Raw genomic sequence first — 25,339 nt, 5'->3', positions numbered from 1 at the left:
ACGCGTGTCGAGCAGCGCACCGACTTCGACAAGCTGATCGTCGACGTCGAGACCAAGCAGGCCATGCGCCCGCGTGACGCCATGGCGTCCGCCGGTAAGACCCTGGTCGAGCTGTTCGGTCTGGCCCGTGAGCTCAACATCGACGCCGAGGGCATCGACATGGGCCCCTCGCCGACGGACGCGGCCCTGGCCGCCGATCTCGCCCTGCCGATCGAGGAGCTCGAGCTCACCGTTCGGTCGTACAACTGCCTCAAGCGCGAGGGCATCCACTCCGTGGGTGAGCTCGTGGCCCGCTCCGAGGCGGACCTGCTCGACATTCGCAACTTCGGTGCGAAGTCGATCGACGAGGTCAAGATGAAGCTCAATGGCATGGGCCTGGCGCTGAAGGACTCGCCTCCCGGTTTCGACCCGACCGCCGCGGCTGACGCCTTCGGCGCCGACGATGACGCTGACGCCGGGTTCGTCGAGACCGAGCAGTACTGATCTGATTTTGGCTGCGGGTCCGCTTCGGCTGGTCGCGCAGTTCCCCGCGCCCCTTACGGGGCACGGTCTCCGACGGGCGACCGCCTGCTCGGACACTGACACCGGTACCTGATACGGCCGGTGCAGCGATGAAGGAGAAACACCATGCCGAAGCCCACCAAGGGCGCCCGTATGGGCGGCAGCGCCGCGCACGAGAAGCTTCTTCTGGCGAACCTCGCCAAGCAGCTCTTCGAGTACGGCCGCATCACCACCACCGAGGCGAAGGCCCGTCGTCTGCGTCCCTACGCGGAGCGTCTGGTCACCAAGGCGAAGAAGGGTGACCTTCACAACCGCCGCCAGGTGCTGTCCGTCATCACCGACAAGAGCATCGTGCACACGCTCTTCACGGAGATCGGCCCGCGCTACGAGAACCGCCCGGGTGGCTACACCCGTATCACCAAGATCGGTAACCGTCGTGGCGACAACGCGCCCATGGCGATCATCGAGCTTGTCGAGGCCCTGACCGTGGCGCAGGCCGCCACCGGTGAGGCCGAGGCGGCCACCAAGCGTGCCGTCAAGGAAGACGCCCTCAAGAAGGACGACGCGCCCGTCGAGGACGCGAAGCCGGTTGAGGCCGCCGAGGAGTCCAAGGACGCCTGAGGCTCTGCCTCGCTGTGAGCGGGTCCGCCCTTCGGGGCGGGCCCGCTTTCGCATGTCGGTCCGGCTGAGAGGATGGCTGATGTGAGTGATGAAGTAGAGCCCGGGTTCGTGCGGGTACGTCTCGACCTTTCGTACGACGGCAAGGATTTCTCCGGCTGGGCCAAGCAGCGCCAGGGGCAGCGGACCGTCCAGCAGGAGATCGAGGACGCGCTGCGGACCGTGACGCGGTCGCAGGAGACGTACGAGCTGACCGTCGCGGGGCGGACCGACAGCGGGGTGCATGCCCGGGGGCAGGTCGCCCACGTCGATCTGCCGGAGAGTGTGTGGGCCGAGCACAGTGACAAGCTGCTGCGCAGGCTCGCGGGGCGCCTTCCGCACGATGTGCGGGTCTGGAAGGTGACCGAGGCCCCCGCGGGGTTCAACGCGCGGTTCGCGGCCGTGTGGCGGCGCTACGCCTATCGCGTGACCGATCACCCGGGCGGAGTCGACCCGCTGTTGCGCAGTCATGTGCTGTGGCACGACTGGGAGTTGGACCTCGACGCGATGAACGCCGCGGCGGAGAAGCTCCTCGGAGAGCATGATTTCGCCGCCTACTGCAAGAAGCGCGAGGGTGCCACGACCATTCGTACGCTCCAGGAACTGCGCTGGGAGCGGCGGCCGGACGGGATCCTCGAAGCGACCGTGCGCGCCGATGCCTTCTGCCACAACATGGTGCGGTCGCTGGTGGGGGCGATGCTGTTCGTGGGTGATGGGCACCGGCCCGTGGAATGGCCCGCCAAGGTGCTCGCCGCCGGGGTGCGGGACTCCGCCGTGCATGTCGTACGGCCGCACGGGCTGACCCTGGAGGAAGTCGGTTACCCCGCCGACGAGTTGCTCGCCGCGCGCAGCAAAGAAGCGCGCAACAAGCGGACGTTGCCCGGCGCCGGGTGCTGCTGAGCCCCGGCCTACGGACTAATCGGAAGCCCTGGCTTCCGGCTGCTCGGCGGGCTACTCGGGGGCGTTGGCCGCGGCGGAAGCCTGGGCCTCGCCCCGCCGGTTGATCTGGCCGAAGGCGAAGCGGGCCAGGTCGTCGCCGACCGTGTAGACCTTGCGCTCCTTCTCCGTGACGTCCTTGTCGCTGGTGAACCCGGACGTCGTGAAGTAGGCGTAGCGGCCGTAGGCGTTGTACGTGCCCCGGCAGACCGCCGTACGGCAGAAGCTGGGCACGCCCTTGCCGGGCAGCGAGATGACGAGGCCTTCGTTCGCCTGCTCGTTCACCTTCTTGGCCTGGGCCGCCGTGTCGAAGACGGCGACGCCGACCGTCACGGCGATGTTGTCCTTCACGTAGCTCGCGCGGAAGAGCTCGGTGCAGTCGTTCTTGGTGAGGATCGTGCCGAGCTTGTCCTGGGTGACGCTCGCGCACTTCTTCGTACTGTCCGTGGCGCCCTTCTTGTAGACGCGGTCGCCCGAGGTCAGCGACTTGCCCGGGAAGAGCGTGTCGGGGCCGAGCGGCGCCTTGTCCTTCTTGGCGCTGGAGATGAACTCCTTGGGGTCCGGCGGGGGCGGCGGTGTCGTCTTCTCGAACGACGGGCCGGGGTTCTCGCTCGCGCCCGGGATGTCCGCGGTCGAGGGCAGCTCGCTCGCCGGTTTGTTCGCGGCGGAGGTGTCGTCGCTGTTGGCGGAGACGACCGCCACGGCGACGGCGGCCGCGACCACGACGGTGGCGAGCGCGCCACCGCCGACCATCAGCCATTTGCGACGCCGGGCGCGCGATTCGGACGCCTCGGCGAGCGCCGCCCAGTCAGGGGTCTGCCCTGAATCCCCTGGACCCCACTGAGGTCCCCCTTGCCCAAAGCTCATGCGCCGCATCTTAGACGGGGAGTTGGGGATGTTGAGCGAGGGCAGGGGAGGGGTCCGACCTAGCCTGATCCATATGAATACGGGCAAAGTAGCTGTTAGCGGGTGGTTGTTGCGGCCGGCGACCTGGCACGCCTGGGCTGCGCTCGGGGCGGTGCTGCTCGCCGTGGCCGTCCGGGTGGGGCTGCGGCTCCCGGACGGCGGGATGGACAACGCCATCGTGGTGCGGGCGGCCGATGCCTGGCTCGACGGGCGTTCGCCCTATGCCGACCGGCACTTCCTCTATCTGCCGGGCGCCGTGCTCGCCGCGGTTCCGCAGACGCTGCTTCCGCAGTCCGTCGTGCGGTTCCTCGTCCCTGCGGGGGTCACGGCCTCGCTCGTCGTCGGCTGGGGGTGCGCGCTGCGGATCCACGGGGTGGCCTGGCGCAGCCGGTTCGCGGTGCTCGGCCTGCTGGCGCTCGCGCTGGGGTTCGCGCCGTTCGGGCACCTCGTCGACCTCGGCAACTGGACCGTGGCGTCGGCTGCCGCGCTGCCGCTCGCGCTGCTCCTCGTGTGCCGGGGGAAGTGGGTGGCCGCGGGTCTGGTGATCGGGGCGGCCGTCGCCGTGAAGCCGCTGCTCGCGCCGGTGGTGCTGCTCTTCGTCTTCGCGCGGCGGTGGCGGGGGCTCGGGTGCGCGGTGCTCGTGCCCGCGGTGGTGTCCGTGGGGGCGGCGCTCGCCATGCCGGACCCCGCGGGGTTCTTCACGCGGACGCTGCCGTTCCTGCTGCGGGGCGACGACAGCTTCGTACGGCTCTACGAGGCGTCGCCGGCCGCTGTCCTGCCGCGGCTCGGGGTGCCGCAGGGGGCGGCGTCGCTGCTCGCTCTCGTGGCCGCGGGTACGGGCCTGTGGTGCGCGTGGCGGCGCTGGCGGGGTGGTGCGGGGCCGCAGGAGCAGCGCGTGGTGGAGACGGCCGTGATGCTGATGCTGGCGGCCTTCCTGGTGTCGCGGCCGTCGTACGACCACTACCTGGTCGTCGTCGTGCCGCTGCTGCTCGCCGGGGTGCTCGTGCCGGGTGCGGTGGCCCGCCGGAAGTGGTTCTGGCTGGCGCTCGTCCCGCAGATTCCCGGGTTCACCTGGCCTTGGCTGGAACCCGGCACCCGGCGGGCTTTCCGGGACTGCGTCACCCTGTGTGTACTGGCCTTCACGGTCGCCCGGTCCTGCCTGCGGCCCAGTGCGGTTATCCTGGGTGGCGCAGAACCGCCTGAGGCGGTGGAGTCCGGGGTGCCGGTCTCCAGATCCGCGTTTTGACCCGTACGGGGCGGCGTGGGTATTCTCAAGGATTGTTATACGTATTGGCTTCGTCGTTCTCACGCGAAGGGCCCTTACGTAAGGTTCCCTGGAGCAGTTACCAGTGGCTCGCATACGGGCAGCGTCCCCGGCATTGTGAGCCCCAGCTGCATGATCGCTTCCGGGATGCCGTGTGTCTGGACCCCATCCACTGAAGAAGCGAAGGCTACGAAGTGCGTACGTACAGCCCCAAGCCCGGCGATGTGACCCGCCAGTGGCACGTCATCGACGCTCAGGACATCGTCCTGGGCCGTCTGGCGACCACTGCTGCCAACCTCCTGCGGGGCAAGCACAAGGCGATCTACGCGCCCCACATGGACATGGGCGACTTCGTCATCATCATCAACGCCGAGAAGGTTCACCTCTCCGGCAACAAGAAGACCCAGAAGATGGCGTACCGCCACTCCGGTTACCCGGGTGGTCTGCGTTCCGTCCGCTACGACGAGCTTCTTGAGAAGAACCCCGAGAAGGCCGTCGAGAAGGCCATCAAGGGCATGATCCCCAAGAACACCCTGGGCCGTCAGATGCTCTCGAAGCTGAAGATCTACGCGGGCGACCAGCACCCGCACGGCGCTCAGCAGCCGGTCCCGTTCGAGATCACCCAGGTCGCGCAGTAGTTCCGGCCACCACCCCCAAAGACGTAAGAAATTCTGAGGAGAATCGTGGCCGAGACCACCGTTGAGCAGCCGGTCGAAGAGACCGAGGTTGTTGACGTCGAGCAGTACACCACCGAGTCCGAGGTGCCCGTCGAGGGCGAGTACACCTCCGAGTCGAACGCCGCGCGCTTCGGCGACCCCCAGCCGGCCGCCGGCCTGGGCCGTCGCAAGAACGCCATCGCCCGCGTCCGGATCGTCCCGGGCACCGGCAAGTGGAAGGTCAACGGGCGCACGCTCGAGGACTACTTCCCGAACAAGGTTCACCAGCAGGAAGTCAACGAGCCCTTCAAGGTGCTCGAGCTCGACAACCGCTACGACGTCATCGCCCGCATCTCGGGTGGCGGCGTCTCCGGTCAGGCCGGTGCGCTCCGTCTCGGTGTCGCCCGTGCGCTGAACGAGGCCGACGTCGACAACAACCGCGCCGCCCTCAAGAAGGCCGGTTACCTCAAGCGTGACGACCGTGCGGTCGAGCGCAAGAAGGCCGGTCTCAAGAAGGCCCGCAAGGCTCCGCAGTACAGCAAGCGTTAATCTGCCTGCTTGTACTTTTCGTTCGCCCCGGCGGCACGTTGTGTGCTGCCGGGGCGTTCGTTTATCGGAAACCCTGGTGATCCTTCCTGGTGATCCGGGTCGGGACCCCGGTGATCCCGGGGTAGAAGTCCGGAGGAGGACAGCAGTGGGACGACTCTTCGGCACGGACGGCGTGCGCGGTGTCGCCAACGCGGATCTGACGGCCGAGCTCGCGCTCGGGCTCTCCGTGGCAGCGGCTCATGTGCTCGGCGAAGTGGGTACGTTCGAGGGCCATCGCCCGGTCGCGGTGGTCGGGCGGGATCCCCGCGCGTCAGGGGAGTTCCTGGAGGCCGCGGTGGTCGCCGGTCTCGCGAGCGCGGGCGTGGACGTCCAGCTCGTCGGTGTGCTGCCCACCCCCGCGGTGGCGCATCTCACCGGTGCGCTGGGCGCCGACCTCGGCGTGATGCTCTCCGCGAGCCACAACGCCATGCCGGACAACGGCATCAAGTTCTTCGCGCGCGGCGGCCACAAACTGGCCGACGAGCTCGAGGACCGCATCGAGTCCCTGTACGAGGAGCACCGCACCGGCGCTCCCTGGCAGCGCCCCACGGGCCAGGGCGTCGGCCGTGTACGGACGTACGACCAGGGCCTCGACCAGTACGTCGCCCATCTCCTGGGTGTCCTCCCCAACCGCCTCGACGGACTGAAGATCGTCCTCGACGAGGCGCACGGCGCCGCCGCCCGTGTCTCGCCCGAGGCGTTCGCGCGCGCCGGTGCCGAGATCATCACGATCGGCGCCAAGCCGGACGGCCTGAACATCAACGACGGCTGCGGATCCACGCACCTGGGCCTCCTGAAGGCCGCCGTCGTCGAGCACGGCGCCGACTTCGGTGTCGCGCACGACGGCGACGCGGACCGCTGCCTCGCCGTGGACCACACGGGTGCCGAGGTCGACGGCGACCAGATCCTCGCCGTCCTGGCGCTCGCCATGCGGGAGCACGGCACGCTGCGCGAGAACACCGTCGTCGCGACCGTCATGTCGAACCTGGGCTTCAAGCTCGCCATGGAGCGCGAGGGCCTCTCCCTCGTGCAGACCAACGTCGGCGACCGGTACGTCCTCGAATCGATGAAGCAGCACGGCTTCGCCCTCGGCGGCGAGCAGTCCGGGCACGTGATCATCCTCGACCACGCGACCACGGGCGACGGCACGCTGACGGGGCTTCTGCTCGCGGCGCGCGTCGCCGAGACCGGGCGCAGCCTCGCGGATCTCGCCGGGGTCATGGAGCGGCTTCCGCAGATCCTGATCAATGTGCCCGACGTCGACAAGTCGCGGGTCACGACCTCCGCCGAGCTGACGTCCGCCGTCGCCGAGGCCGAGCGTGAACTGGGCGCCACGGGACGGGTGCTGCTGCGCTCGTCCGGTACGGAGCCGTTGGTGCGCGTCATGGTCGAGGCCGCCGACATCGACCAGGCCCGGACCGTGGCCGGGCGGCTCGCCGACGTGGTGAAGTCCGCGCTGGGCTAGGGCCTCTCGGCCGGATCAGGCAGGGCGCTTCCTGGCCGTACGTTCGTGCTGTCTGGCCCAGAGGAACTTCTGGGCCAGCAGCGTGAGGGTGCCCGCCAGGACGATGCCCAACAGGTTGAGCAGGAGCTGCTCGGTGGAGCCCCACGCCTGCTTGTACTCGGCGTAGCTGAAGGCGACGGCGGCGTTCGCGGCAGCCGGGACCGTCGTCACCGAGATCGCCACTCCCACAAGGGCGCCCGACTTGGCCGAGGTGAGCGAGAGCGTGCCCGCCGCACCCGCGAGGACCGCCACGACGAACGAGAACCAGTCGGGGCGGTAGATGAAGTTCGTGTTCGGGCGCTCCGACTTCAGGGCGCCGTCGCTGAACAGGTTCATCGCGTCCATGAAGTAGCTGAAGCCGACGGTGACCACCATCGCGGCCGCGAAGCCCACGAGCATCGCGATCAGCGAGCGCAGGGCGAGCCGCGGGGCGCGCTGGACGAGCGCGGTGCAGAAGCCCGCCAGCGGGCCGAACTCGGGGCCCACCGCCATCGCGCCCACGATCAGGATCGCGTTGTCGAGGACCACACCGCAGGCCGCGATCATCGTGGCGATCGTGATGAAGGCCAAGTACGTGACCGAGAGCGTGGATTCCTCGTGCGTCGCGTCGGAGAGCTGCTCCCACAGGACCGCGTCGGCGCCCTCGCCCGGTGCGTCGTCCTCCGCCTTGTCGGCGCGGTGGGACAGGGACAGGTCGATGTTCTCGACCGCGATCGACCCCGACTCGTCGATGCCGAGTGAGCGCAGAGCGCCGATCAGTTCATCGCCCGCCTCGCGGGCCACGTCGCACATCACGACATCGCCCGCGGGGTTGCGGGCCGCACCCGGCACGACGGCGAGATGCGTGGCGCCGACCGTCTTCTCGATCAGGCGCACCACGTCGTCCGTCCTGTCGGCCGGGGTGATCAGGCGCAGATGCAGCATGCGCGCAGGGTATCCGGCTGTGCGCGGCCCACGGGATCAGAGCTTGCGCAGGCTCAGCTTGCGCACCTTGTGGTCGGAGCCCTTGCGGATGACCAGGGCGGCCCGGCCGCGCGTGGGGGCCACGTTCTCCAGGAGGTTGGGCTTGTTGATCGTGCGCCAGGTCGTGCGGGCGTAGTCCAGGGCCTCTTCCTCCGAGACCTGGGTGTACTTGCGGAAGTACGAGGACGGGTCCTTGAACGCCGTGTCGCGGAGCTTCTTGAAGCGGTTCAGGTACCAGCGCTCGATGTCCTCCTCGCGCGCGTCCACGTACACGCTGAAGTCGAAGTAGTCGGCCAGACCCACGCGGGTGCGGCCGTCCTTGCCGGGGAGCGCCGGCTGGAGGACGTTGATGCCCTCGACGATGAGGATGTCGGGGCGGCGGACCGTGAGGCGCTGGTCCGGGACGATGTCGTAGATCAGGTGGGAGTAGACGGGTGCCGTCACCTCGTCCTTGCCCGCCTTGATGTCCGCCACGAAGCGGGTCAGGGCCCTTCTGTCGTACGACTCCGGGAAGCCCTTCCTGGACATCAGGCCGCGGGCCTCCAGCTCCCTGGTGGGCAGGAGGAAGCCGTCCGTCGTCACGCGCTCGACGCGGGGGTGCTCGGGCCAGCGGGAGAGCAGGGCTTGGAGGAGTCGGGCGACGGTCGACTTGCCGACGGCCACCGAGCCCGCGACTCCTATGACGAAAGGCGTGCCCGACTGGGAGCCCTTCTCGCCGAGGAAGGTGTTCAGGGCGCCGCGCAGGCCGTCCGTGGCGCCCACGTAGAGGTTCAGGAGGCGGGAGAGCGGGAGATAGATGTCCCGCACCTCGTCCAGGTCGATGACATCGCCCAGGCCGCGCAGCTTCTCCAGCTCCGCGGCGGTCAGGGGAAGCGGCGTCTTGTCACGCAGGGCGCTCCACTCGGTGCGGGTGAGGTCGACGTAGGGAGTCGCCTCCGGCCTGTGCCGGTGGGCGCTCCGCGGGTTCGTCGGGGGTACGGAGACCGATGAGATCACAGTCCATTGTTACGGCTGTTTGAACGGGACGGGGGGTGGGGTGCGTCACCCTCCGCGGGGCTTGAACCGTTAGGGTGCGCGGGCTCGTAGGCTGCTGCTCGTGATTATTGGGGTCGGAATCGACGTGGCCGAGATCGAGCGGTTCGAGGCGGCGCTGGAGCGTACGGCCGGGATGGCGGGGCGTCTCTTCGTGGAGCGGGAGCTGCTGCTTCCGAGCGGGGAGCGGCGGGGGATCGCCTCGCTCGCGGCGCGGTTCGCCGCCAAGGAGGCGCTGGCCAAGGCGCTGGGCGCACCGGCGGGGCTGCGGTGGACGGACGCGGAGGTGTACGTCGAGGGGAGCGGGCAGCCGCGGCTGCGCGTGAAGGGGACGGTCGCCGCGCGGGCCGCCGAGCTGGGGGTGCGGTCGTGGCACGTCTCGCTCAGCCATGACGCGGGGGTGGCTTCCGCCGTGGTGATCGCTGAGGGGTAATGACGGCCGGGGGTAGGCGCTGTGCGCGGCGCTGGGTGACACTCGGGGTATGCGTACTGCGTACCCGGTGGAGACGGTCAGGGCTGCTGAGCGGGAGTTGATGGCTCGGGTGCCGGAAGGTGCCCTGATGCAGAGGGCCGCGGCGGGGCTCGCGGCGGTCTGCGCCGAGGTGCTCGGCAAGGTGTACGGGTCCCGGGTCGTGCTGCTCGTGGGCAGCGGGGACAACGGGGGCGACGCGCTGTACGCGGGGGCTCGGCTCGCCCGGCGAGGGGCGGGCGTTTCCGCGGTGCTGCTCTCACCCGAACGGGTGCATGCGGGTGGGCTCGGCGCCTTCCGTGCGGCCGGGGGGCGGGTCGCCGGTTCTGGGGATGTCGTGCGGGGGGCCGATCTCGTCGTTGACGGGATCGTGGGGATCGGGGGCAAGGGCGGGCTGCGGTCGCCCGCTGCTCAACTGGCGGGAGCTGTACGTGAGTCGGGGGCGCGCGTGGTCTGCGTCGACTTGCCGAGCGGTGTCGACGCGGACAGTGGTGTGGTCGCCGGGGAGGCCGTTCGGGCCGATGTGACGGTGACGTTCGGGGCGTACAAGCCGGGGCTGCTGATTGATCCCGGGCGGGAGTACGCGGGGGTGGTGCGGCTTGTCGACATCGGTCTTGAGCTGGGGGAGGGCGAGGGCGAGGGCGCGGGTGAGGGCCAGGGCGCGGTCGAGGCGCTTCAGTACGCCGATGTGGCCTCGCTCCTGCCGATGCCGACCGGCGAGAGCGACAAGTACCGGCGGGGTGTCGTGGGGATCGTCGCCGGGTCCGCCCGGTATCCCGGAGCCGCTGTCCTCGCCGTCGCCGGTGCGCTGCGGGGCGGGGCGGGGGCCGTGCGCTACGTGGGGCACGCCGCGGACGCGGTCATCGCGCGGTACCCGGAGACCCTCGTCTTCGAGGGGCCGCCTTCCAAGGCGGGGCGGGTGCAGGCCTGGGTGGTCGGCCCCGGGCTCGGGGACGACGCCGAGCGGCTCGCGGACGTGGTCGGCGCCGATGTGCCCGTGCTGATCGACGCGGACGGGTTGCGGCTCGCCGACGAGGCGGCGGTACGGGGGCGGAGCGCGCCCACTCTGCTGACGCCGCACGCGGGGGAGGCGGCTGCCCTGTTGGGGGTCGCGCGGGAGGAGGTCGAGCGCGGACGGCTCGCCGCTGTGCGGGAGTTGGCGGAGCGTTACGGGGCGACCGTGCTGCTCAAGGGGTCCACGACGCTTGTCGCGGGTGCCGGGGAGGGTGCCGGTTCCGGTGCCGTGCGGGTCAATCCGACAGGGACGCCCTGGCTCGCCACCGCGGGCAGTGGGGACGTCCTTTCGGGGCTCGCCGGGGCGTTGCTCGCGGCGGGTCTCGGCGCGGGGGACGCGGGGGCTGTGGGCGCTTATCTGCATGGGCTCGCCGGGCGGCTTGCGGCGGATGGGGCGCCGGTGGGGGCGCATGACGTGGCGGGGGCGATTCCGGTGGCTTGGCGGGATGTGCGGGGGGACTAGGGCTCGGCTTGGCTCGGCTTGGGTGTGTGTGGGGGTGTGGGGGGCTAGCGTCCGGCTTGGCGGGGTGGGGCGGTGCGGTGCGGGTTCGTCTTGGGGGCGGGGAGGCGTCGCGCGTGGCTGACGTGGTGCGGTGGGGGTTCGTTCTGGGGCCGGGCGGGGTCGCGCCGGTCTGTCCGTCCTCGGCATCTGCTGGTGGGCGTCCGACTGCTTCGGCGGGGAAGTGCCGTGAACCGTGCTCCGGCGGCGGAAGCACCGACACGTCCCCTCGCGTCTCGTTGCCGGGCCATCGGGTGCGTGGGCGGGAAGGCCTGTTCGGGCAGGGGGACGCGCGACCGCCCTTCGAAGTGGGCCGGAATGAACCGCTCCTGGGCCCGCGGCCCGTCCGCGCCCCTTCGGGTGACCCCCAGCGCGCGGCGCAGCGTGCCGGGTGTGGAGACGCGGTTCGCTCATCGCATGATCAGTAAGACAGCTCAGCGCGGCCTGCCCGTGCTGCTCGCGCTGGCCGCCGCCTTCCCCGCGGCCCCCGCGTCCGCCGACCCCACGCCGCCGAGCCCCGCGTCCCCCGGCGCCCACCTGGTCCCGGGCATCCCGCTGCCGCCCGCGCACCCGTGGCAGCTGGACACCCCGGACCAGGACATGGCGCCGGACGTCTACACCCCCAGCGCCGAAGAGGACGCCATCGAGCCGGACGACGCCGTCGGCGAGCAGCTCATCGAGTACGTGCCGCGCAGCGAGGTGGTCAGGAAGTCGGCCGCCGCCCGGTGCACCACGAGCACCGGCCCCCATCAGCGGCAGGCCGAGCGCTGGCTGAAACTCACCGTGGACGGCAAGCAGTCCCCCAAGGACTGCCGGGCGATCCGCGCCTTCCAGCGGAAGGAGGGGATCCGGCCCGCCATCGGATTCGCGGGCCCCACCACGTGGGCGCGGATGCGGCTCATCTCCTCCCGTGAGGCGCCGAACGCCGCGAAGAAGTGCCCCACGCGCGCGTACCGCGTGGCCTGCGTCGATCTGCGCAGGCAGCTGATGTGGGTGCAGAAGAGCAAGAAGGTGTTGCTCGGTCCGGTGCCGATCCGCAGTGGGCGGGCCGGGTACACGACCCGTACCGGCTGGAACAAGATCTACTGGAAGCACAAGAACCACTGGTCGTCGATCTACGAGACCCCCATGCCGTACAGCCAGTTCTTCAACGGCGGGCAGGCCTTCCACGGCATCTACGGCAACGTCTACAGCCCTCCTGGCTCGCGCGGCTGCGTGAACATGCGGATCGACGACGCGCGTGCGCTGTGGAAGACCCTGCGCAAGGGTGACCGGGTCTACGCGTGGGGCAGTAGGCCCGGGACCTGAGGCGCGCGGCTGCCAGGGTGTCAGCGGCCTCTGAGACACTGGTCGGCGATATGACTGAGACCGCACCCTTGCGTGCCCGCGCCGAGATCGACCTGGCCGCCCTCCGGGCCAACGTGCGGACTCTGCGCGCCCATGCGCCAGGCGCCGCCTTCATGGCCGTCGTGAAGGCCGACGCGTACGGCCACGGGATGGTGCCCTGCGCCAAGGCCGCCATCGAGGCGGGAGCCACCTGGGTGGGCACCGCGACCCCCGAGGAAGCGCTCGCGCTGCGGGCCGCCGGGATCAAGGGGCGTCTCATGTGCTGGCTGTGGACCCCGGGCGGCCCCTGGCGCGAGGGCATCGAAGCCGATCTCGACATGTCGGTGAGCGCGCTGTGGGCGCTGCGCGAAGTGGCGTCCGCGGCGCGGGCCGTGGGGCGTACGGCCCGTATCCAGCTGAAGGCCGACACCGGGCTCGGGCGGGGCGGCTGCATGCCCGCCGACTGGCCCGAGCTCGTCTCGCAGGCGCTCCAGGCCGAGGCCGAGGGCCTGGTGCGCGTCACCGGACTCTGGTCGCACTTCGCGTGTGCCGATGAGCCGGGGCATCCCTCCATCGCCCCTCAACTGGCGCTCTTCCGCGAGATGGTCGCCGCCGCGGAGGAGCGCGGGATCCGGCCCGAGGTGCGGCACATCGCCAATTCGCCGGGCACGCTCACGCTTCCGGAGACCCACTTCGACCTCGTACGCCCCGGGATCGCGATGTACGGGATCTCGCCGAGCCCCGAGGTGGGCACGTCCGAGCAGTTCGGGCTGCGCCCCGTCATGACGCTCAGCGCCTCGCTCGCCCTCGTGAAGCACGTTCCGGGGGGTCACGGCGTGAGTTACGGGCATCACTACGTCACGCCCGGTGAGACGACCCTCGGCCTCGTCCCTGTCGGGTACGGGGACGGGATCCCGCGCCACGCCTCCGGCACCGGCCCCGTGCTCGTCGGCGGCAAGTGGCGCACGATCGCCGGAAGGGTGGCGATGGACCAGTTCGTGGTCGACCTCGGCGGCGACGAGCCGGCGGTGGGCTCCGAAGCGGTCCTGTTCGGTCCCGGTGACCGGGGTGAGCCGACCGCCGAGGACTGGGCACAGGCGGCGGGCACCATCGCGTACGAGATCGTCACCCGCATCGGATCGCGTGTTCCGCGCGTCCATGTGAATGAGCGACCCGACGACTGAGTAGGAGCGGCACGTGAGTGAGACCAGCACGGGGGCGGCCGCGGAAGCGGTGACGGAAGTCGCGGCGGCGGCCGGCAACTGGCGCAGGGCGGGAATCGCCGGTGCCGCGATAGGCGTCGTCGCCGCGGGCGCGGCGGCCGGTGTCGCCATCGAGCGGCTGACCGTCGGGCGCGGCATGCGCAAGAAGGCGCGGCTCGCACTCGACGCGTCGGGGCCGTACGGATCGCTGCGCGGCATGCCGGGCCAGGCGTACGCGGACGACGGCACAGAGCTCTCGTACGAGGTCGACGAGATCGACAGGACGTCCGCGGACAGCACGCAGGCACCGCGCCGCCGCAGGCTCTTCGGGCGCAAGGCACCCGCTCCCGTCACGGTCGTCTTCAGCCATGGCTACTGCCTGAGCCAGGACTCCTGGCACTTCCAGCGGGCGGCCCTGCGCGGTGTCGTGCGCTCCGTGTACTGGGACCAGCGCAGCCACGGCCGGTCGGGGCGCGGCGCGGCGCAGCTTGCCGACAAGGCGCCCGTCTCCATCGACCAGCTGGGGCGGGACCTGAAGGCGGTCATCGACGCGGCGGCGCCCGAGGGGCCGCTGGTCCTGGTCGGGCACTCCATGGGCGGCATGACGACGATGGCCCTCGCCGACCACTTCCCCGAGCTGATCCGCGAGCGCGTCGTCGGCGTGGCCCTCATCGGTACGTCGTCGGGGCGGCTCGGCGAGGTCAACTTCGGTCTGCCGGTCGCCGGGATGAACGCCGTGCGGCGCGTGCTCCCCGGCGTGCTCAAGGCCCTGGGCTCCCAGGCCGATCTCGTGGAGAAGGGGCGGCGGGCCACCGCGGACCTCTTCGCGGGCATCATCAAGCGCTACTCGTTCTCGTCGAAGGACGTGGACCCGGCGATCTCGCGGTTCGCCGAGCGGATGATCGAGTCGACGCCCATCGACGTGGTCGCGGAGTTCTATCCGGCGTTCGCCGAGCACGACAAGACGGAGGCGCTGGGGCACTTCGCCGGGCTTCCGGTGCTCGTCCTTGCCGGTGACAAGGACCTGGTGACGCCCAGCGAGCACAGCGAGGTCATCGCCGATCTGCTCCCGGACGCCGAACTCGTCCTCGTCCCCGACGCCGGGCACCTGGTCATGATGGAGCACCCCGAGGTGGTCACGGACCGCATAGCGGACCTCCTCGCGCGCGCGGGCGCGGTTCCCGCGGCGGCCGACGCACGGTCGTCCAGCGGCTAACGTGGGTGGGCATGGAAGCACCGCACAACCCGGCCCCGGCCCCCGTGAACTCCCTCGGCATCACCGTCACATCGCCTGAGCAGATGGGCGACCTGGGTCGCCGCCTCGCCAAGCTGCTGCGCCCCGGCGACCTCGTGATGCTCACCGGCGAACTCGGCGCGGGCAAGACGACGCTGACCCGCGGCCTGGGCGATGGCCTCGGCGTCCGGGGCGCCGTCACATCGCCGACCTTCGTCATCGCCCGCGTCCATCCGTCCCTCTCCGACGGGCCGCCGCTGGTGCACGTGGACGCGTACCGCCTGGGCGGCGGGCTCGACGAGATGGAGGACCTCGACCTCGACGTCTCGCTGCCCGAATCGGTGATCGTCGTGGAGTGGGGCGACGGCAAGGTCGAGGAGCTCTCGGACGACCGGCTGCGCGTCGTCATCGACAGGACCGTCGGCGACACGACGGACGAGGTGCGCGAAGTGACGCTGACCGGGTTCGGGGCGCGGTGGGCGGAGGCCGATCTCACGCTGCTCTCGGCCTGACTACAGATCCCGGACCCCGGCCCCCGGACTCCCGACTCCCGCCCCCTGCTCCGGAGGATTCCCGACCCCCGACTCCCGCCCCCTGCACCGGAGGACTCCCGACCCCTGACTACCGGCCCCTGACTCTCGTCTTTCGGCCTGATCTTTGTCTTTTCGCCCGAACATTCCGACAGAGCGTCGGCAAGATGTTGCGCGGCGCGCATCGGGCGTGGTCACATGGATACCAGTACTGGTTAGGTCTACCTAACCACGTCTGCCCCCGGAGCCCAGGAGGCATCCATGTCGGCTTCAGAACGTGACGTAAAGCCCCGGCCGCACGGACTGTCGGGGCTGTCGGGGCCATCCGGGATTTCCATGCACGATCTGCTGGCGTCCTGTGCGGCCGCGAGCGCGGTCTCGACCCCGCCGCGCGCTCAGGCGCCCACGTCCGCGGGCGACGTCCCTACGGAACGACGACGACCTTCTTGCTGATCGTCGCGAACTCCCACATCGCGTTGCCGTCCTTGCGCGACTCGCGGATGCCGCCGGTCTTCTTCTCCGGGTCGGGCTTCGGCGTCGAGCCGTCCGTCGCCGCGCTGAAGCCGATCGCGATCCCGTCCACGCTCGCGAAACGCACGACGTGCTCGATCGCCACGCCGTCCGTTCCGGTGACGGTGCCCGAGCGCGAGGTGACGGCGTACGTGCCGGGTACCGGGTCCACCGTGCTCGGCGTGACCTTGAACGTGCGCTGCGCCTTGCCGGCGGCGCCGACCAGCCATACGCGGTCCTCGCCCACCGAGTAGACGACCCGCTCGCCCGCACCGGACTGCGCCGGGACCGCCGTCGGGTCGGCCTTGTCCTTGGGGGAGCGCGAGGCCGAGGCGGAGGGGGACGTCTCCGGCTTCTTGCCCAGACTGTCCGGCGCGCTGGCCGAGGCCTGGTAAGCGAGGAAGCCGACCGCGGCGATCGCGGCGGCGGTGAGCCCGGCCACGATTCCCGAGCTGCTCCTGGACACCTGCGCCACCCTCTTCGTACTCCGTACGGCTATGGGGTGACGTTAGCAGCAGGTGTGCGGCTTGTTCGGTCGGCCGTGCTGCGGGCGCCGGAGCCGTAGGCTATTCGCGTGCTCTTGCTCGCTCTGGATACCGCCACCCCCGCCGTCACCGTCGCGCTGCACGACGGCTCGTCCGTCGTCGCAGCCTCCAGTCAGGTGGACGCCCGCCGCCACGGTGAGCTGCTGCTTCCCGCCGTCGACCGGGTGCTCGCCGACGCGGGGCTGAAACTCGACGCCGTGACCGACATCGTCGTCGGCGTGGGCCCCGGCCCCTACACCGGTCTTCGCGTCGGCCTGATGACCGCCGAGACCTTCGGCCTCGCGCTCGGCGTGCCGGTGCACGGCGTGTGCACGCTCGACGGCCTCGCGCACGAGTCCGGCATCGAGAGCGGGCCCTTCGTCGTCGCCACGGACGCGCGGCGCAAGGAGGTCTACTGGGCGCGGTACGCGGACCCGCGCACCCGCCTCACCGAGGCCGCCGTGGACCGCCCCGCCGACATCGCGGACGAGGTGGCGGGCCTGCCCGCCGTCGGCGCCGGCGCGGTGCTCTACCCCGAAACGTTCCCCGACGCCCGCGCCCCCGAGAACGTGTCGGCGGCCTCGCTGGCCTCGCTCGCCGCCCAGAAGCTCGCCGCGGGCGAGGAGCTGCTGGCCCCCAGGCCGCTGTACCTGCGCCGCCCCGACGCGCAGGTCCCCAAAAACTACAAGGTGGTCACCCCCAAGTGACATCCGTGACGACAGCTGTCCTGCGCGAGATGCGCTGGTGGGACATCGAGCCCGTCTACGTCCTTGAGAAGGAGCTCTTCCCGGACGACACCTGGTCGCGCGGCATGTTCTGGTCCGAGCTCTCCCACGCGCGCGGGCCGCTGGCCAGCCGCCGCTATGTGGTGGCGACGGACGAGGGGCAGATCGTCGGGTACGCGGGACTCGCCTCCTCCGGCGACCAGGCCGACGTACAGACCATCGCGGTGGCCCCGAGCCATCGGCGCACCGGGCTCGGCTCCCGGCTCCTGACCGATCTGCTGCGCGCGGCGACCGCCTTCGAGTGCGCCGAGGTCCTCCTCGAGGTGCGGGTGGACAACACACGGGCGCAGAAGCTGTACGAGCGCTTCGGCTTCGAGCCCATCGGCTTCAGGCGCGGCTACTACCAGCCGGGCAACGTGGACGCCCTGGTGATGCGCCTGACCGACCCATCGACATCCGTACAAGGAACCGACACCCATGGCTGACTCGCGCGACCAACCCCTCGTTCTCGGCATCGAGACCTCCTGTGACGAGACCGGCGTCGGCATCGTCCGCGGCACCACCCTGCTCGCCGACGCCATCGCCTCCAGCGTCGACGAGCACGCGCGCTACGGCGGGGTCGTGCCCGAGGTCGCCTCGCGCGCGCACCTGGAGGCGATGGTGCCGACCATCGACCGTGCCCTGAAGGAGGCGGGGGTGTCGGCGAAGGACCTGGACGGCATCGCGGTGACCGCGGGGCCCGGTCTCGCGGGCGCGCTGCTCGTGGGCGTATCGGCGGCCAAGGCGTACGCGTACGCGCTCGGCAAGCCGCTCTACGGCGTCAACCACCTGGCGTCGCACATCTGCGTCGACCAGCTTGAACACGGCGCGCTGCCCGAGCCGACGATGGCGCTGCTCGTCTCCGGCGGCCACTCCTCGCTGCTGCTCTCCACCGACATCACGTCGGACGTACGTCCCCTGGGCGCGACCATCGACGACGCGGCGGGCGAGGCCTTCGACAAGATCGCGCGGGTGCTCAACCTGGGCTTCCCCGGCGGTCCCGTCATCGACCGGTACGCGAAGGAGGGCGACCCGAACGCGATCACCTTCCCGCGCGGCCTCACAGGGCCGCGCGACCCGGCGTACGACTTCTCCTTCTCAGGACTCAAGACGTCCGTCGCGCGCTGGATCGAGGCCAAGCGGGCCGCGGGCGAGGAGGTTCCCGTCCGCGACGTGTCGGCGTCCTTCCAGGAGGCGGTCGTCGACGTGCTGACCCGCAAGGCCGTGCGGGCCTGCAAGGACGAGGGCGTGGACCACCTGATGATCGGCGGCGGCGTGGCGGCCAACACGCGGCTGCGCGCGCTCGCCCAGGAGCGGTGCGAGGCGGCCGGGATCCGGCTGCGGGTGCCGCGCCCGAAGCTGTGCACGGACAACGGCGCGATGGTGGCCGCGCTCGGCGCGGAGATGGTGGCGCGCAACCGCTCGGCGTCCGACTGGGACCTGTCGGCGGACTCCTCCCTGCCGGTGACGGAACCGCACGTCCCGGGCCACTCGCACACGCACACGCACGCGCACGACCACGTGCACGAGGTCAGCAAGGAGAACCTGTACTCGTGACGGTCGCGCTGATGTGGGAGGCCCGCGCCACGGACGGACGGGGCGAGGAACTGCTCGCGTGGGCGCGGGCGCAGGTCCTTGACGGTGAGCCCGTGCGGCGGGAGAGCTTCCGTGCCCCGCAGGACCGGGTCCTCGTCCTGACCTGGTGGGACGCGCCGTACGACGCCGATCTCCCCGAAATCCCGGAGCCCGCGCCGGAGTTGGTGACGCGGGCGGTGCACCGGTGGCGCTTCGAGTCGGTCGGGCTCGGCTGAACGCGGAGTACGTCGGCGGGGGTCAGGGGCGGGCCGCCTGTCCCAGCAGCCCGTCGATGACGGCTCCCAGTTGCGTGGACGCGTCGTACTCCGCCGTCAGTTCCAGCCAGCGGTCGGCGAGTGCGCTCATGTGGGGCAGTTCGGCGGCGTCCGCTTCCGTGAGCATGTCGGGGAAGTAGCGCCTGCGGTCCGGCTCCTCGGCGCGGCGGGCCATCGCCTGACGGAAAGCCAGATCGCCGTAGACGCAAGTCCAGATCGTGCGGTAAGCGGCGACGGCCTGGGACTGTGTCAGTCCGCAGGCGAGGGAGCAGTCGATGATCTCCTCGACCATCCACAGGGCGCCCTTGTCGGTGAGGTCGCCCAGGCTCAGCACCTCGACCACCCAGGGCATCCGCGCCAGCGCGCCGTGCATGTGCAGGGAGACCGCGAGCAGCCTCTCGCGCGGATCGTCGGGGAGTTCGGGGCGCGGGACCGAGTCGGCGGTCCCCGACAGGGTGAGCATCAGGAGCTCGTCCTTGTCGCGTACGTGGTGGTAGAGCGCCATCGGGGTCGTGCCGACCTCCTTGGCCACCCGGCGCATGCTCAGCGCCGCGACGCCCTCCTCCTGGAGGATGCGGCGCGCGATGCCGACGATCGTGTCGAGGTCGATGCGGCTCGGGCGGCCACGCTTCTTCTTTTCGCCGCCTGATTTCTCCGGGCCTGGGCGTGTTTTGTCCGGGCCTGGGCCTGATCCCTCTGGACCGCTCTACCTCCAGGAGGTCATGTCGTACGGATCGACGCGGGCGGGGGCGGCGTTCCTGCCGTTCTGCGCGGGCGTCGTCGCCGGGTCGGTGATCTCGGCGCGCACGGCCGGGCGCTTCGGGGAGCGCGCGATTCTGGTGACCGGCGGCCTCCTCGGGGCGGCGGGGTTCGTGTGGTTCGCCCTCACCGTCGGCCCTGACGGCACCTTCCTGGGATCCATTCTTGGACCCTCGCTGGTGGCGAGCGTCGGCATCGGCATGTGCTTCGTGCCGCTGGGGACGGCGGCGACGTCCGGTGTCGCCGCCGAGGAGACCGGCATGGCATCGGGGCTGCTCAACAGCTCGCGCCAGCTGGGCGGTTCGCTGGGGCTCGCGGTGCTCGTGACGGTGGCGTCGGGCGTCACGGGGTCCATGGGGTCCACGGGATCCGGCCGGGGGCCGGGCGCGCTCGCGGACGGATACGCGACGGCGTTCGGCGTGGCCGCCGCGCTGCTCGTGGCGGCGGCGGTGGCCACGGCGGTGCTGCATCCGGCGCGCAGGCCCGCACGGCCCGCGGCCACGGAAACGTCCTTGGGCGCGCCCGCTCCGGAAGAAAGTCAGAAGAATCTCGGAGACGATGTCGATCCGGGCGTCTCCCGTTCGACGCAGGGGTGAGAGGCGGGGGATGCCCGCCGACAGCCGAAGGGAACGACCATCATGCCGCGCTATCTGACGATGATCCGCATCGACGAGAAGAACGCCCCCGAGGGCGGCCCGAGCCCCGAGATGGGCGAGCGTATGGGCGAGCTCCTCGAAGAGATCACCAAGGCCGGGGTGATGCTCGACACCGCGGGCCTCACCCCGAGTGCCCAGACCACTCAGGTGCACTGGAAGGGCGGCCAAGTGTCCGTCACGGACGGGCCGTTCACCGAGGCGAAGGAGGTCGTCGGCGGCTACTCGATCACGCAGTGCAAGGACAAGGCCGAGGCGATCGAGTGGGCGAGCCGGTTCCTGAAGACCCATGACGAGAAGTGGACCGTGACGGCGGAGGTCAGGGAGATCATCGAGGGCTGACGCGGCAGACGCCGGTCCTTTGCGGCGCGGCCGCGGGGGTGCTCTGATGGGTGGCCGTGACGGCCCACTCCCCAGAGCATCCCCGCCCCGAGACCCCCGGCGGCGTTCCACAGGCCCCCGACCGCGCGGTCGAGACCGTCTTCCGGATCGAGTCCCCGCGCCTCATCGCCGGTGTCGCGCGGATCGTGCGCGACGTGGGCATCGCGGAGGAGCTCGCGCAGGACGCGCTGGTCGCCGCCCTCGAACAGTGGCCGCGCACCGGCGTCCCCGACAACCCGGGCGCCTGGCTGATGACCACCGCCAAGCGCCGCGCCATCGACCTCGTACGCCGCAGGGAGCGCTACGCGAGCAAGCTTCAGGAGATGGGCCGCGACCTGGAGACGGCCCCGCCCCACGTGGACGAACCCGCCGACCTCGACGACGACCTCCTGCGCCTCGTCTTCACCGCCTGCCACCCCGTGCTCTCCGCCGAGGCCCGCATCGCACTCACGCTGCGGCTGCTCGGCGGCCTCACGACAGGGGAGATCGCCCGCGCGATGCTGGTCCCCGAGGCGACGGTGGCCCAGCGAGTCGTGCGCGCCAAACGCACCCTCGCCACCAAGGGCGTGCCCTTTGAAGTGCCGTACGGAGCCGAACGCGAGGCCCGGCTCGGGTCGGTGCTCGAAGTCATCTACCTCATCTTCAACGAGGGGTACGCGGCCACGGCGGGCGACGACTGGCTGCGCCCCTCCCTGTGCGAGGACGCCCTGCGTCTGGCCCGTGTGCTGGCCGCGCTGATGCCGCGGGAGGCCGAAGTGCACGGTCTCGCGGCGCTGTTGGAGCTCCAGGCGTCCCGCGCGGCGGCGCGGACGGGCCCCGAGGGTGAGCCGGTGCTCCTCGCCGACCAGGACCGCCGCCACTGGAACCGGCCGCTGATCCGGCGGGGCTTCGCGGCGCTCGCCCGCGCACACTCGGCGGCTCCGGGCGCGGCAGGACCGTACGCACTCCAGGCCGCGATCGCCGCCTGCCACGCGAACGCCCCTTCGTACGAGGAGACGGACTGGCCCCGGATCGTCACGCTGTACGGACTCCTTGCCGCCCGCGCTCCGTCACCGGTGGTCGAACTGAACCGCGCGGTGGCGGTGTCGATGGCCTCGGGACCGGCGCAGGCGCTGCGCCTGGTGGACGCGCTCGCGGACGAACCCGCCCTGAAGGACTACCACTTGCTGCCGAGCGTGCGGGGCGACCTGCTGATGAGGCTCGGGCGGGTGGCTCAGGCGCGGGAGGAGTTCGAGCGGGCGGCGGGGCTTACGCGCAATGAGCGGGAGCGGGAGTTGCTGCTGGGGCGGGCGGACGGGTGCGGGTAGGGGGCTCTGCGGGGTCCTGCGGGAGCTCTGCGGGGGCTTTCCCCCATCCCGCCCCATCCCGCCCCTTCCTGGAACCGGGGCTCCGCCCCAGAGCCCGTTCCTCGGACGCCGGAGGGCTGAACTATGCGACCGGCCGCCCGATCAACATCGTCGGCGCCCCCGCCACCCGGGTGAGGAACACGGTCGCCGAGTTGGCCCCCCGCGGCTTCACCTTCCGCCGCAGCTCCTCCGGCTCCACCGCGGACCCCCGCTTCTTCACCGTCAGGATCCCGACCTCCCGCTCCCGCAGCACCGCCTTCAACTTCTTCACGCCGAAGGGCAGTTGATCGGTGATCTCGTACGCCACCGCGTACGGCGTCGCGTGCAGCGAGTCGGAGGTGACGTACGCGATGGTCTCGTCGATGAGGCCGCCCTCCACCCGCGCGGCCACCTCCGCCACCAGGTGCGCGCGGATGACGGCGCCGTCCGGCTCGTACAGATAGCGGCCCACCGGCCGCACCCCGGGATCCGGCAGCATCGCGTCGAGCGAGGACCACAGGGACGCGCCCGATGGCAGCAGCGTCGCGCGGTGCGACGACGGGGTGTCCGTGCCGAACCACAGCACGGCCTCCTTCACGTCCCCGCCGTCCGAGATCCACTCCGCCGCGGCCTCGGCGGGAACCGCCTCGTGCGGAATGCCGGGGGCGATCTTCAGCGCCGCGTGCGGGGCCTTGCGGGCGGCCTGGACGGCCCAGGAGAGGGGCGGCGAGTAGGCCTCGGGGTCGAAGATGCGGCCCCGCCCGCCACGCCGTGCGGGGTCCACGAAGACGGCGTCGTACGCGGCTGTGTCGACCTCGGTGACATCGGCCTCGCGCACCTCGATGAGGTCGGAGAGCCCCAGCGCGTCCGCGTTCGCCCGCGCCACCGCGCACGTCAGCGGGTCACGGTCGACGGCGAGGACGGCGATTCCGGCCCGGGCGAGGGCGATCGCGTCGCCGCCGATGCCGCAGCACAGATCGGCCACGCTCCGTACGCCGAGGGACTTGAAGCTCTCGGCGCGGTGCACGGCCACGCTCGTGCGCGTCGCCTGTTCGACGCCGTTCGGAGTGAAGAACATCCGCCCCGCGTCATCGGCGCCGAACTTCGCCACCGCACGCCGCCGCAGCCGCGCCTGCGCGAGCACCGCGGTGACGAGATCCGCCGGATGCTCGCGGCGCAGGCGGGTGGCGACGGCGAGCTCCCGGGCCGGATCGGCCTCCCGCACCTCGTCGAGATCGAGCAGCGACCGGCCTTCGGCGGTCAGCAGCGCGGAGAAGGAGGCCAGGGCGGAGTCGAGGTCGTTCACCCGGTCCATTGTGGGCCAGTCGGTGGATGGTGCGCGCCCGGCGGCGGTGTCGGCCCGGTGGCAGGGCCGTGAGCTGCAAAGATCCGGCGCCATGCAACTGGTACGACAAAACGACAAATTCAGTGCAAGACGGAAGAGCCGGGGGTGGGGTCGGGCGCGGGATCGGGTGGGTCGCGCGAGGGGTTCGGCGCGCGGCCGGGCGAGGGGCCGGGTGCGGGCCGGGGCGGCCGTGCTCGTCGTCGCCGCGATCGCCTCCGGCTGCGCCTCGGGCGCCGACGGGGGAGCCAACCCCGCACCCGGTCAGCAGCGCCTGGACGCGCCGCCCGCCCGCGCCCTCGACTCCTACGCCCAGAAACTGCGCGTCGCCGAGGTCGCGCGCGCCGCCGCCGCGAAACGCTGGGGCCTGGCGAAGACCCCGCTGACCGCGCCGGCCGCCCCCGCCGCGAAGGCGAGGATCACCACGCGCAAGGGGTTCGAGGTCAAGGGGCAGGCGAGTCTGCCGCCCGTCTTCACGACCATCCCGACCAAGAAGAAGGTCGTCTTCCTGACCATCGACGACGGCGCCGAGAAGGACCCGGCGCTGCTCAAGATGATGGGCGAACTGAAGATCCCGTACACCGCGTTCCTCAGTGACTATCTGGTCAAGGAGGACTACGGCTACTTCAAGAAGATGCAGTCCCGCGGCGTCACGCTGAACAACCACACCCTCAACCACCGCTATCTGCCGGGGCTTTCGTACGAGGGCCAGCGGCGCGAGATCTGCGGCATGCAAAACATCATCCACAAGCGCTACGGCAAGCGGCCCGAACTCTTCCGGCCGCCGTACGGCAACTACAACGTGGACACCCTGCGTGCCGCCAAGTCCTGCGGGATCAAGGCCGTGCCGCTGTGGGCGTCCGAGGCCTTCGCCGACCACATGGAGTGGCGCGAGTGGGACCGGGACCTGCACCCCGGCGACATCATCCTCACGCACTTCCGGGGGCGCGAGGACTGGAAGGGCACGATGCCGGACATGATCCGCAAGGTCATGAAGACGGTCACCGACAAGGGGTACGCGGTGGCCAGGCTCGAGGACTACCTGTGACCCGGCGGGCGCGGGCGCACCGCTGCTTCGCGGCGGCGCTCGCGGTCGGCGTGCTCGCGCCCGCGCTGCTCACCGGGTGCGCGCAGTCGGTGGACCCGATCGAGCGCCTCGGCAGAAAAGCGGCGGAGAAGGTCCCGCCGCGCAAACCGACGTCGTCGCCCGACTGCGCCCCGGCCGCCGGACCGGCGGACGCGGGGCGGCACGGGCACGCGGCGGGGGAGGCGGGGCCGGAGCCGGAACCTCCGGAGTACGGAAAGCGTTGCCGGGACGGGCGCACGGCACCCTCCGTGCCCCCGCAAGGCACCCCTCTCCCGCAGGAACTTCCATAAGACCCGCGTCAGTGAATTGGCACTCCGCTTGACCGAGTGCTAATCGCCGTCCTAGTCTCGGCCTTGGCACTCACCACTGGAGAGTGCCAACCAGCGACGGGCAGGTCCGGCACCCGCGACGACGGATCCACCTGGTCGCCACCCCAGACTGTTAACCCCGTAGATCTCCGAAGGGGGAGACCGGATCGTGACGACCGCAAGCTCCAAGGTTGCCATCAAGCCGCTTGAGGACCGCATTGTGGTCCAGCCGCTCGACGCCGAGCAGACCACGGCCTCCGGCCTGGTCATTCCGGACACCGCGAAGGAGAAGCCCCAGGAGGGTGCTGTCCTCGCCGTGGGCCCGGGCCGCTTCGAGAACGGCGAGCGCCTGCCGCTCGACGTCAAGGTCGGCGACGTCGTGCTGTACAGCAAGTACGGCGGCACCGAGGTGAAGTACAACGGCGACGAGTACCTCGTCCTCTCGGCTCGCGACGTGCTCGCGATCGTCGAGAAGTAATTCACCGCTTCACGGCTTTACCTGCTTCACCAGCAGATTTGCTTTTGAGTTGCGCCCCTGGTCACCCCGCTGATTGC

28 protein-coding genes and 1 pseudogene are annotated in these 25,339 nt (G+C 71.0%); 23 read left to right on the top strand and 6 right to left on the bottom strand.

The window, feature by feature from the left end; translation table 11 throughout:
• The 3 genes from ACZ5CR_RS37490 to truA form a co-directional block, all read left to right on the top strand.
• Positions 1-483 (top strand): DNA-directed RNA polymerase subunit alpha C-terminal domain-containing protein (locus ACZ5CR_RS37490; RefSeq protein ID WP_468866134.1); only part of this gene is annotated, 483 nt, incomplete at its 5' end.
• A 144-nt stretch (positions 484-627) separates the two neighbouring features.
• A complete protein-coding gene (gene rplQ, locus ACZ5CR_RS37485) occupies positions 628-1,122 on the top strand; it encodes a 50S ribosomal protein L17 (RefSeq protein WP_468866132.1) in 495 nt (164 codons plus the stop codon).
• Between the two features lie 81 nt (positions 1,123-1,203).
• Complete coding sequence (gene truA / locus ACZ5CR_RS37480) at positions 1,204-2,058, top strand: tRNA pseudouridine(38-40) synthase TruA (protein WP_468866130.1); 855 nt, start codon at positions 1,204-1,206, stop codon at positions 2,056-2,058.
• Positions 2,059-2,109: 51 nt separating this feature from the next.
• Here truA and ACZ5CR_RS37475 read toward each other — a convergent pair whose 3' ends face one another.
• Positions 2,110-2,961 (bottom strand): hypothetical protein, encoded by an 852-nt coding sequence (locus ACZ5CR_RS37475; protein WP_468866128.1) that lies wholly within the window; start codon positions 2,959-2,961, stop codon positions 2,110-2,112.
• Positions 2,962-3,034: 73 nt separating this feature from the next.
• On the opposite strand from ACZ5CR_RS37475, the gene ACZ5CR_RS37470 reads away from it, so the two are divergent.
• The 4 genes from ACZ5CR_RS37470 (at position 3,035) to glmM (ending at position 6,973) form a co-directional block, all read left to right on the top strand.
• Positions 3,035-4,246 (top strand): glycosyltransferase family 87 protein, encoded by a 1,212-nt coding sequence (locus ACZ5CR_RS37470; RefSeq protein ID WP_468866125.1) that lies wholly within the window; start codon positions 3,035-3,037, stop codon positions 4,244-4,246.
• A 212-nt stretch (positions 4,247-4,458) separates the two neighbouring features.
• Positions 4,459-4,902, top strand: a complete 444-nt coding sequence (rplM, locus tag ACZ5CR_RS37465) for a 50S ribosomal protein L13 (RefSeq protein ID WP_468866123.1) — start codon at positions 4,459-4,461, stop codon at positions 4,900-4,902.
• Between the two features lie 45 nt (positions 4,903-4,947).
• The gene (gene rpsI, locus ACZ5CR_RS37460) at positions 4,948-5,469 is read left to right on the top strand and encodes a 30S ribosomal protein S9 (protein ID WP_361716623.1); all 522 of its coding nucleotides are present in this window, start codon (positions 4,948-4,950) and stop codon (positions 5,467-5,469) included.
• Between the two features lie 145 nt (positions 5,470-5,614).
• Positions 5,615-6,973, top strand: coding sequence for a phosphoglucosamine mutase (glmM, locus tag ACZ5CR_RS37455; protein WP_468866121.1), 1,359 nt, complete (start codon positions 5,615-5,617; stop codon positions 6,971-6,973).
• 15 nt (positions 6,974-6,988) lie between these two features.
• Here glmM and ACZ5CR_RS37450 read toward each other — a convergent pair whose 3' ends face one another.
• Together ACZ5CR_RS37450 and coaA are read right to left on the bottom strand one after the other, a co-directional pair.
• Complete coding sequence (locus tag ACZ5CR_RS37450; RefSeq protein WP_468866119.1) at positions 6,989-7,936, bottom strand: DUF389 domain-containing protein; 948 nt, start codon at positions 7,934-7,936, stop codon at positions 6,989-6,991.
• Positions 7,937-7,972: 36 nt separating this feature from the next.
• Positions 7,973-8,971, bottom strand: coding sequence for a type I pantothenate kinase (gene coaA, locus ACZ5CR_RS37445; RefSeq protein WP_468866117.1), 999 nt, complete (start codon positions 8,969-8,971; stop codon positions 7,973-7,975).
• A gap of 100 nt (positions 8,972-9,071) precedes the next feature.
• On the opposite strand from coaA, the gene ACZ5CR_RS37440 reads away from it, so the two are divergent.
• The 6 genes and pseudogenes from ACZ5CR_RS37440 to tsaE all read left to right on the top strand — a co-directional run bounded on the left by ACZ5CR_RS37440 (position 9,072) and on the right by tsaE (position 15,263).
• Positions 9,072-9,440 carry a holo-ACP synthase gene (locus ACZ5CR_RS37440; protein ID WP_361837256.1) on the top strand — a complete coding sequence of 123 codons (369 nt, stop codon included), beginning with the start codon at positions 9,072-9,074 and terminating at the stop codon, positions 9,438-9,440.
• A gap of 49 nt (positions 9,441-9,489) precedes the next feature.
• Positions 9,490-10,953 carry an NAD(P)H-hydrate dehydratase gene (locus ACZ5CR_RS37435; RefSeq protein ID WP_468866115.1) on the top strand — a complete coding sequence of 488 codons (1,464 nt, stop codon included), beginning with the start codon at positions 9,490-9,492 and terminating at the stop codon, positions 10,951-10,953.
• Positions 10,954-11,406: 453 nt separating this feature from the next.
• Entirely contained in the window at positions 11,407-12,297 is an 891-nt protein-coding gene (locus ACZ5CR_RS37430; RefSeq protein ID WP_468866113.1) for a L,D-transpeptidase family protein, read from the top strand.
• Positions 12,298-12,347: 50 nt separating this feature from the next.
• Positions 12,348-13,499 carry an alanine racemase gene (gene alr, locus ACZ5CR_RS37425; protein WP_468866111.1) on the top strand — a complete coding sequence of 384 codons (1,152 nt, stop codon included), beginning with the start codon at positions 12,348-12,350 and terminating at the stop codon, positions 13,497-13,499.
• 13 nt (positions 13,500-13,512) lie between these two features.
• Positions 13,513-14,812, top strand: a pseudogene (locus ACZ5CR_RS37420) (alpha/beta fold hydrolase).
• Positions 14,745-15,263, top strand: a complete 519-nt coding sequence (gene tsaE / locus ACZ5CR_RS37415; protein ID WP_468866109.1) for a tRNA (adenosine(37)-N6)-threonylcarbamoyltransferase complex ATPase subunit type 1 TsaE — start codon at positions 14,745-14,747, stop codon at positions 15,261-15,263. Before ACZ5CR_RS37420 ends, tsaE begins: the two are co-directional and overlap by 68 nt.
• Positions 15,264-15,705: 442 nt before the next feature.
• Here tsaE and ACZ5CR_RS37410 read toward each other — a convergent pair whose 3' ends face one another.
• Positions 15,706-16,257: a hypothetical protein gene (locus ACZ5CR_RS37410; RefSeq protein ID WP_468866107.1), complete on the bottom strand. Its 552-nt coding sequence runs from the start codon at positions 16,255-16,257 to the stop codon at positions 15,706-15,708.
• A 108-nt stretch (positions 16,258-16,365) separates the two neighbouring features.
• Between ACZ5CR_RS37410 and tsaB the strand changes: the two genes are divergently transcribed.
• From tsaB to ACZ5CR_RS37390, 4 genes are read left to right on the top strand one after another with little or no spacing between them, the layout of a single operon-like run.
• The gene (tsaB, locus tag ACZ5CR_RS37405; protein ID WP_468866105.1) at positions 16,366-17,022 is read left to right on the top strand and encodes a tRNA (adenosine(37)-N6)-threonylcarbamoyltransferase complex dimerization subunit type 1 TsaB; all 657 of its coding nucleotides are present in this window, start codon (positions 16,366-16,368) and stop codon (positions 17,020-17,022) included.
• Between the two features lie 29 nt (positions 17,023-17,051).
• Positions 17,052-17,525: a ribosomal protein S18-alanine N-acetyltransferase gene (gene rimI / locus ACZ5CR_RS37400; RefSeq protein ID WP_468866143.1), complete on the top strand. Its 474-nt coding sequence runs from the start codon at positions 17,052-17,054 to the stop codon at positions 17,523-17,525.
• Positions 17,518-18,636 (top strand): tRNA (adenosine(37)-N6)-threonylcarbamoyltransferase complex transferase subunit TsaD, encoded by a 1,119-nt coding sequence (gene tsaD / locus ACZ5CR_RS37395; RefSeq protein ID WP_468866104.1) that lies wholly within the window; start codon positions 17,518-17,520, stop codon positions 18,634-18,636. The genes rimI and tsaD overlap by 8 nt, the downstream gene beginning before the upstream one ends.
• Positions 18,633-18,890, top strand: a complete 258-nt coding sequence (locus ACZ5CR_RS37390; protein WP_468866102.1) for a hypothetical protein — start codon at positions 18,633-18,635, stop codon at positions 18,888-18,890. The genes tsaD and ACZ5CR_RS37390 overlap by 4 nt, the downstream gene beginning before the upstream one ends.
• Positions 18,891-18,912: 22 nt before the next feature.
• Here the strand turns inward: ACZ5CR_RS37390 and ACZ5CR_RS37385 are convergent, their stop codons facing one another.
• Positions 18,913-19,539 (bottom strand): TetR/AcrR family transcriptional regulator, encoded by a 627-nt coding sequence (locus ACZ5CR_RS37385; protein WP_468866141.1) that lies wholly within the window; start codon positions 19,537-19,539, stop codon positions 18,913-18,915.
• Here ACZ5CR_RS37385 and ACZ5CR_RS37380 point away from each other — a divergent pair.
• Genes ACZ5CR_RS37380 through ACZ5CR_RS37370 form a run of 3 tightly spaced genes read left to right on the top strand, consistent with a single transcriptional unit; the run spans position 19,469 to position 22,029 of the window.
• On the top strand, positions 19,469-20,284 hold the full coding sequence (locus ACZ5CR_RS37380; protein WP_468866138.1) for an MFS transporter: 816 nt from the start codon (positions 19,469-19,471) through the stop codon (positions 20,282-20,284). The genes ACZ5CR_RS37385 and ACZ5CR_RS37380 overlap by 71 nt on opposite strands.
• Positions 20,285-20,326: 42 nt before the next feature.
• Positions 20,327-20,683, top strand: coding sequence for a YciI family protein (locus tag ACZ5CR_RS37375; protein WP_468866100.1), 357 nt, complete (start codon positions 20,327-20,329; stop codon positions 20,681-20,683).
• A 56-nt stretch (positions 20,684-20,739) separates the two neighbouring features.
• Positions 20,740-22,029: an RNA polymerase sigma factor gene (locus ACZ5CR_RS37370; protein WP_468866098.1), complete on the top strand. Its 1,290-nt coding sequence runs from the start codon at positions 20,740-20,742 to the stop codon at positions 22,027-22,029.
• 121 nt (positions 22,030-22,150) lie between these two features.
• Here the strand turns inward: ACZ5CR_RS37370 and ACZ5CR_RS37365 are convergent, their stop codons facing one another.
• Positions 22,151-23,362: a class I SAM-dependent methyltransferase gene (locus tag ACZ5CR_RS37365; protein WP_468866096.1), complete on the bottom strand. Its 1,212-nt coding sequence runs from the start codon at positions 23,360-23,362 to the stop codon at positions 22,151-22,153.
• Positions 23,363-23,444: 82 nt separating this feature from the next.
• Between ACZ5CR_RS37365 and ACZ5CR_RS37360 the strand changes: the two genes are divergently transcribed.
• The 3 genes from ACZ5CR_RS37360 to groES all read left to right on the top strand — a co-directional run bounded on the left by ACZ5CR_RS37360 (position 23,445) and on the right by groES (position 25,262).
• Entirely contained in the window at positions 23,445-24,437 is a 993-nt protein-coding gene (locus ACZ5CR_RS37360; protein WP_468866093.1) for a polysaccharide deacetylase family protein, read from the top strand.
• Positions 24,434-24,766: a hypothetical protein gene (locus tag ACZ5CR_RS37355; protein ID WP_468866091.1), complete on the top strand. Its 333-nt coding sequence runs from the start codon at positions 24,434-24,436 to the stop codon at positions 24,764-24,766. Before ACZ5CR_RS37360 ends, ACZ5CR_RS37355 begins: the two co-directional genes overlap by 4 nt.
• A gap of 187 nt (positions 24,767-24,953) precedes the next feature.
• A complete protein-coding gene (gene groES / locus ACZ5CR_RS37350) occupies positions 24,954-25,262 on the top strand; it encodes a co-chaperone GroES (protein WP_006347174.1) in 309 nt (102 codons plus the stop codon).
• Positions 25,263-25,339: the final 77 nt, after the last annotated feature.

Source organism: Streptomyces sp. NPDC031274 (genome assembly GCF_055570235.1).
Note: the sequence above shows the minus strand (reverse complement) of the source record. Positions and strands in the feature narration are given on the sequence as shown.

Coding starts and splice junctions, on each gene's coding strand:
- ACZ5CR_RS37450 (WP_468866119.1), bottom strand. CDS start 7,936: ATGCTGCATCTGCGCCTGATCACCCCGGCCGACAGGACGGACGACGTG.
- rplQ (WP_468866132.1), top strand. CDS start 628: ATGCCGAAGCCCACCAAGGGCGCCCGTATGGGCGGCAGCGCCGCGCAC.
- ACZ5CR_RS37365 (WP_468866096.1), bottom strand. CDS start 23,362: ATGGACCGGGTGAACGACCTCGACTCCGCCCTGGCCTCCTTCTCCGCG.
- ACZ5CR_RS37380 (WP_468866138.1), top strand. CDS start 19,469: ATGCTCAGCGCCGCGACGCCCTCCTCCTGGAGGATGCGGCGCGCGATG.
- ACZ5CR_RS37470 (WP_468866125.1), top strand. CDS start 3,035: ATGAATACGGGCAAAGTAGCTGTTAGCGGGTGGTTGTTGCGGCCGGCG.
- ACZ5CR_RS37435 (WP_468866115.1), top strand. CDS start 9,490: ATGCGTACTGCGTACCCGGTGGAGACGGTCAGGGCTGCTGAGCGGGAG.
- ACZ5CR_RS37475 (WP_468866128.1), bottom strand. CDS start 2,961: ATGAGCTTTGGGCAAGGGGGACCTCAGTGGGGTCCAGGGGATTCAGGG.
- ACZ5CR_RS37360 (WP_468866093.1), top strand. CDS start 23,445: ATGCAACTGGTACGACAAAACGACAAATTCAGTGCAAGACGGAAGAGC.
- ACZ5CR_RS37430 (WP_468866113.1), top strand. CDS start 11,407: ATGATCAGTAAGACAGCTCAGCGCGGCCTGCCCGTGCTGCTCGCGCTG.
- tsaD (WP_468866104.1), top strand. CDS start 17,518: ATGGCTGACTCGCGCGACCAACCCCTCGTTCTCGGCATCGAGACCTCC.
- rimI (WP_468866143.1), top strand. CDS start 17,052: ATGCGCTGGTGGGACATCGAGCCCGTCTACGTCCTTGAGAAGGAGCTC.
- tsaE (WP_468866109.1), top strand. CDS start 14,745: ATGGAAGCACCGCACAACCCGGCCCCGGCCCCCGTGAACTCCCTCGGC.
- ACZ5CR_RS37375 (WP_468866100.1), top strand. CDS start 20,327: ATGCCGCGCTATCTGACGATGATCCGCATCGACGAGAAGAACGCCCCC.
- alr (WP_468866111.1), top strand. CDS start 12,348: ATGACTGAGACCGCACCCTTGCGTGCCCGCGCCGAGATCGACCTGGCC.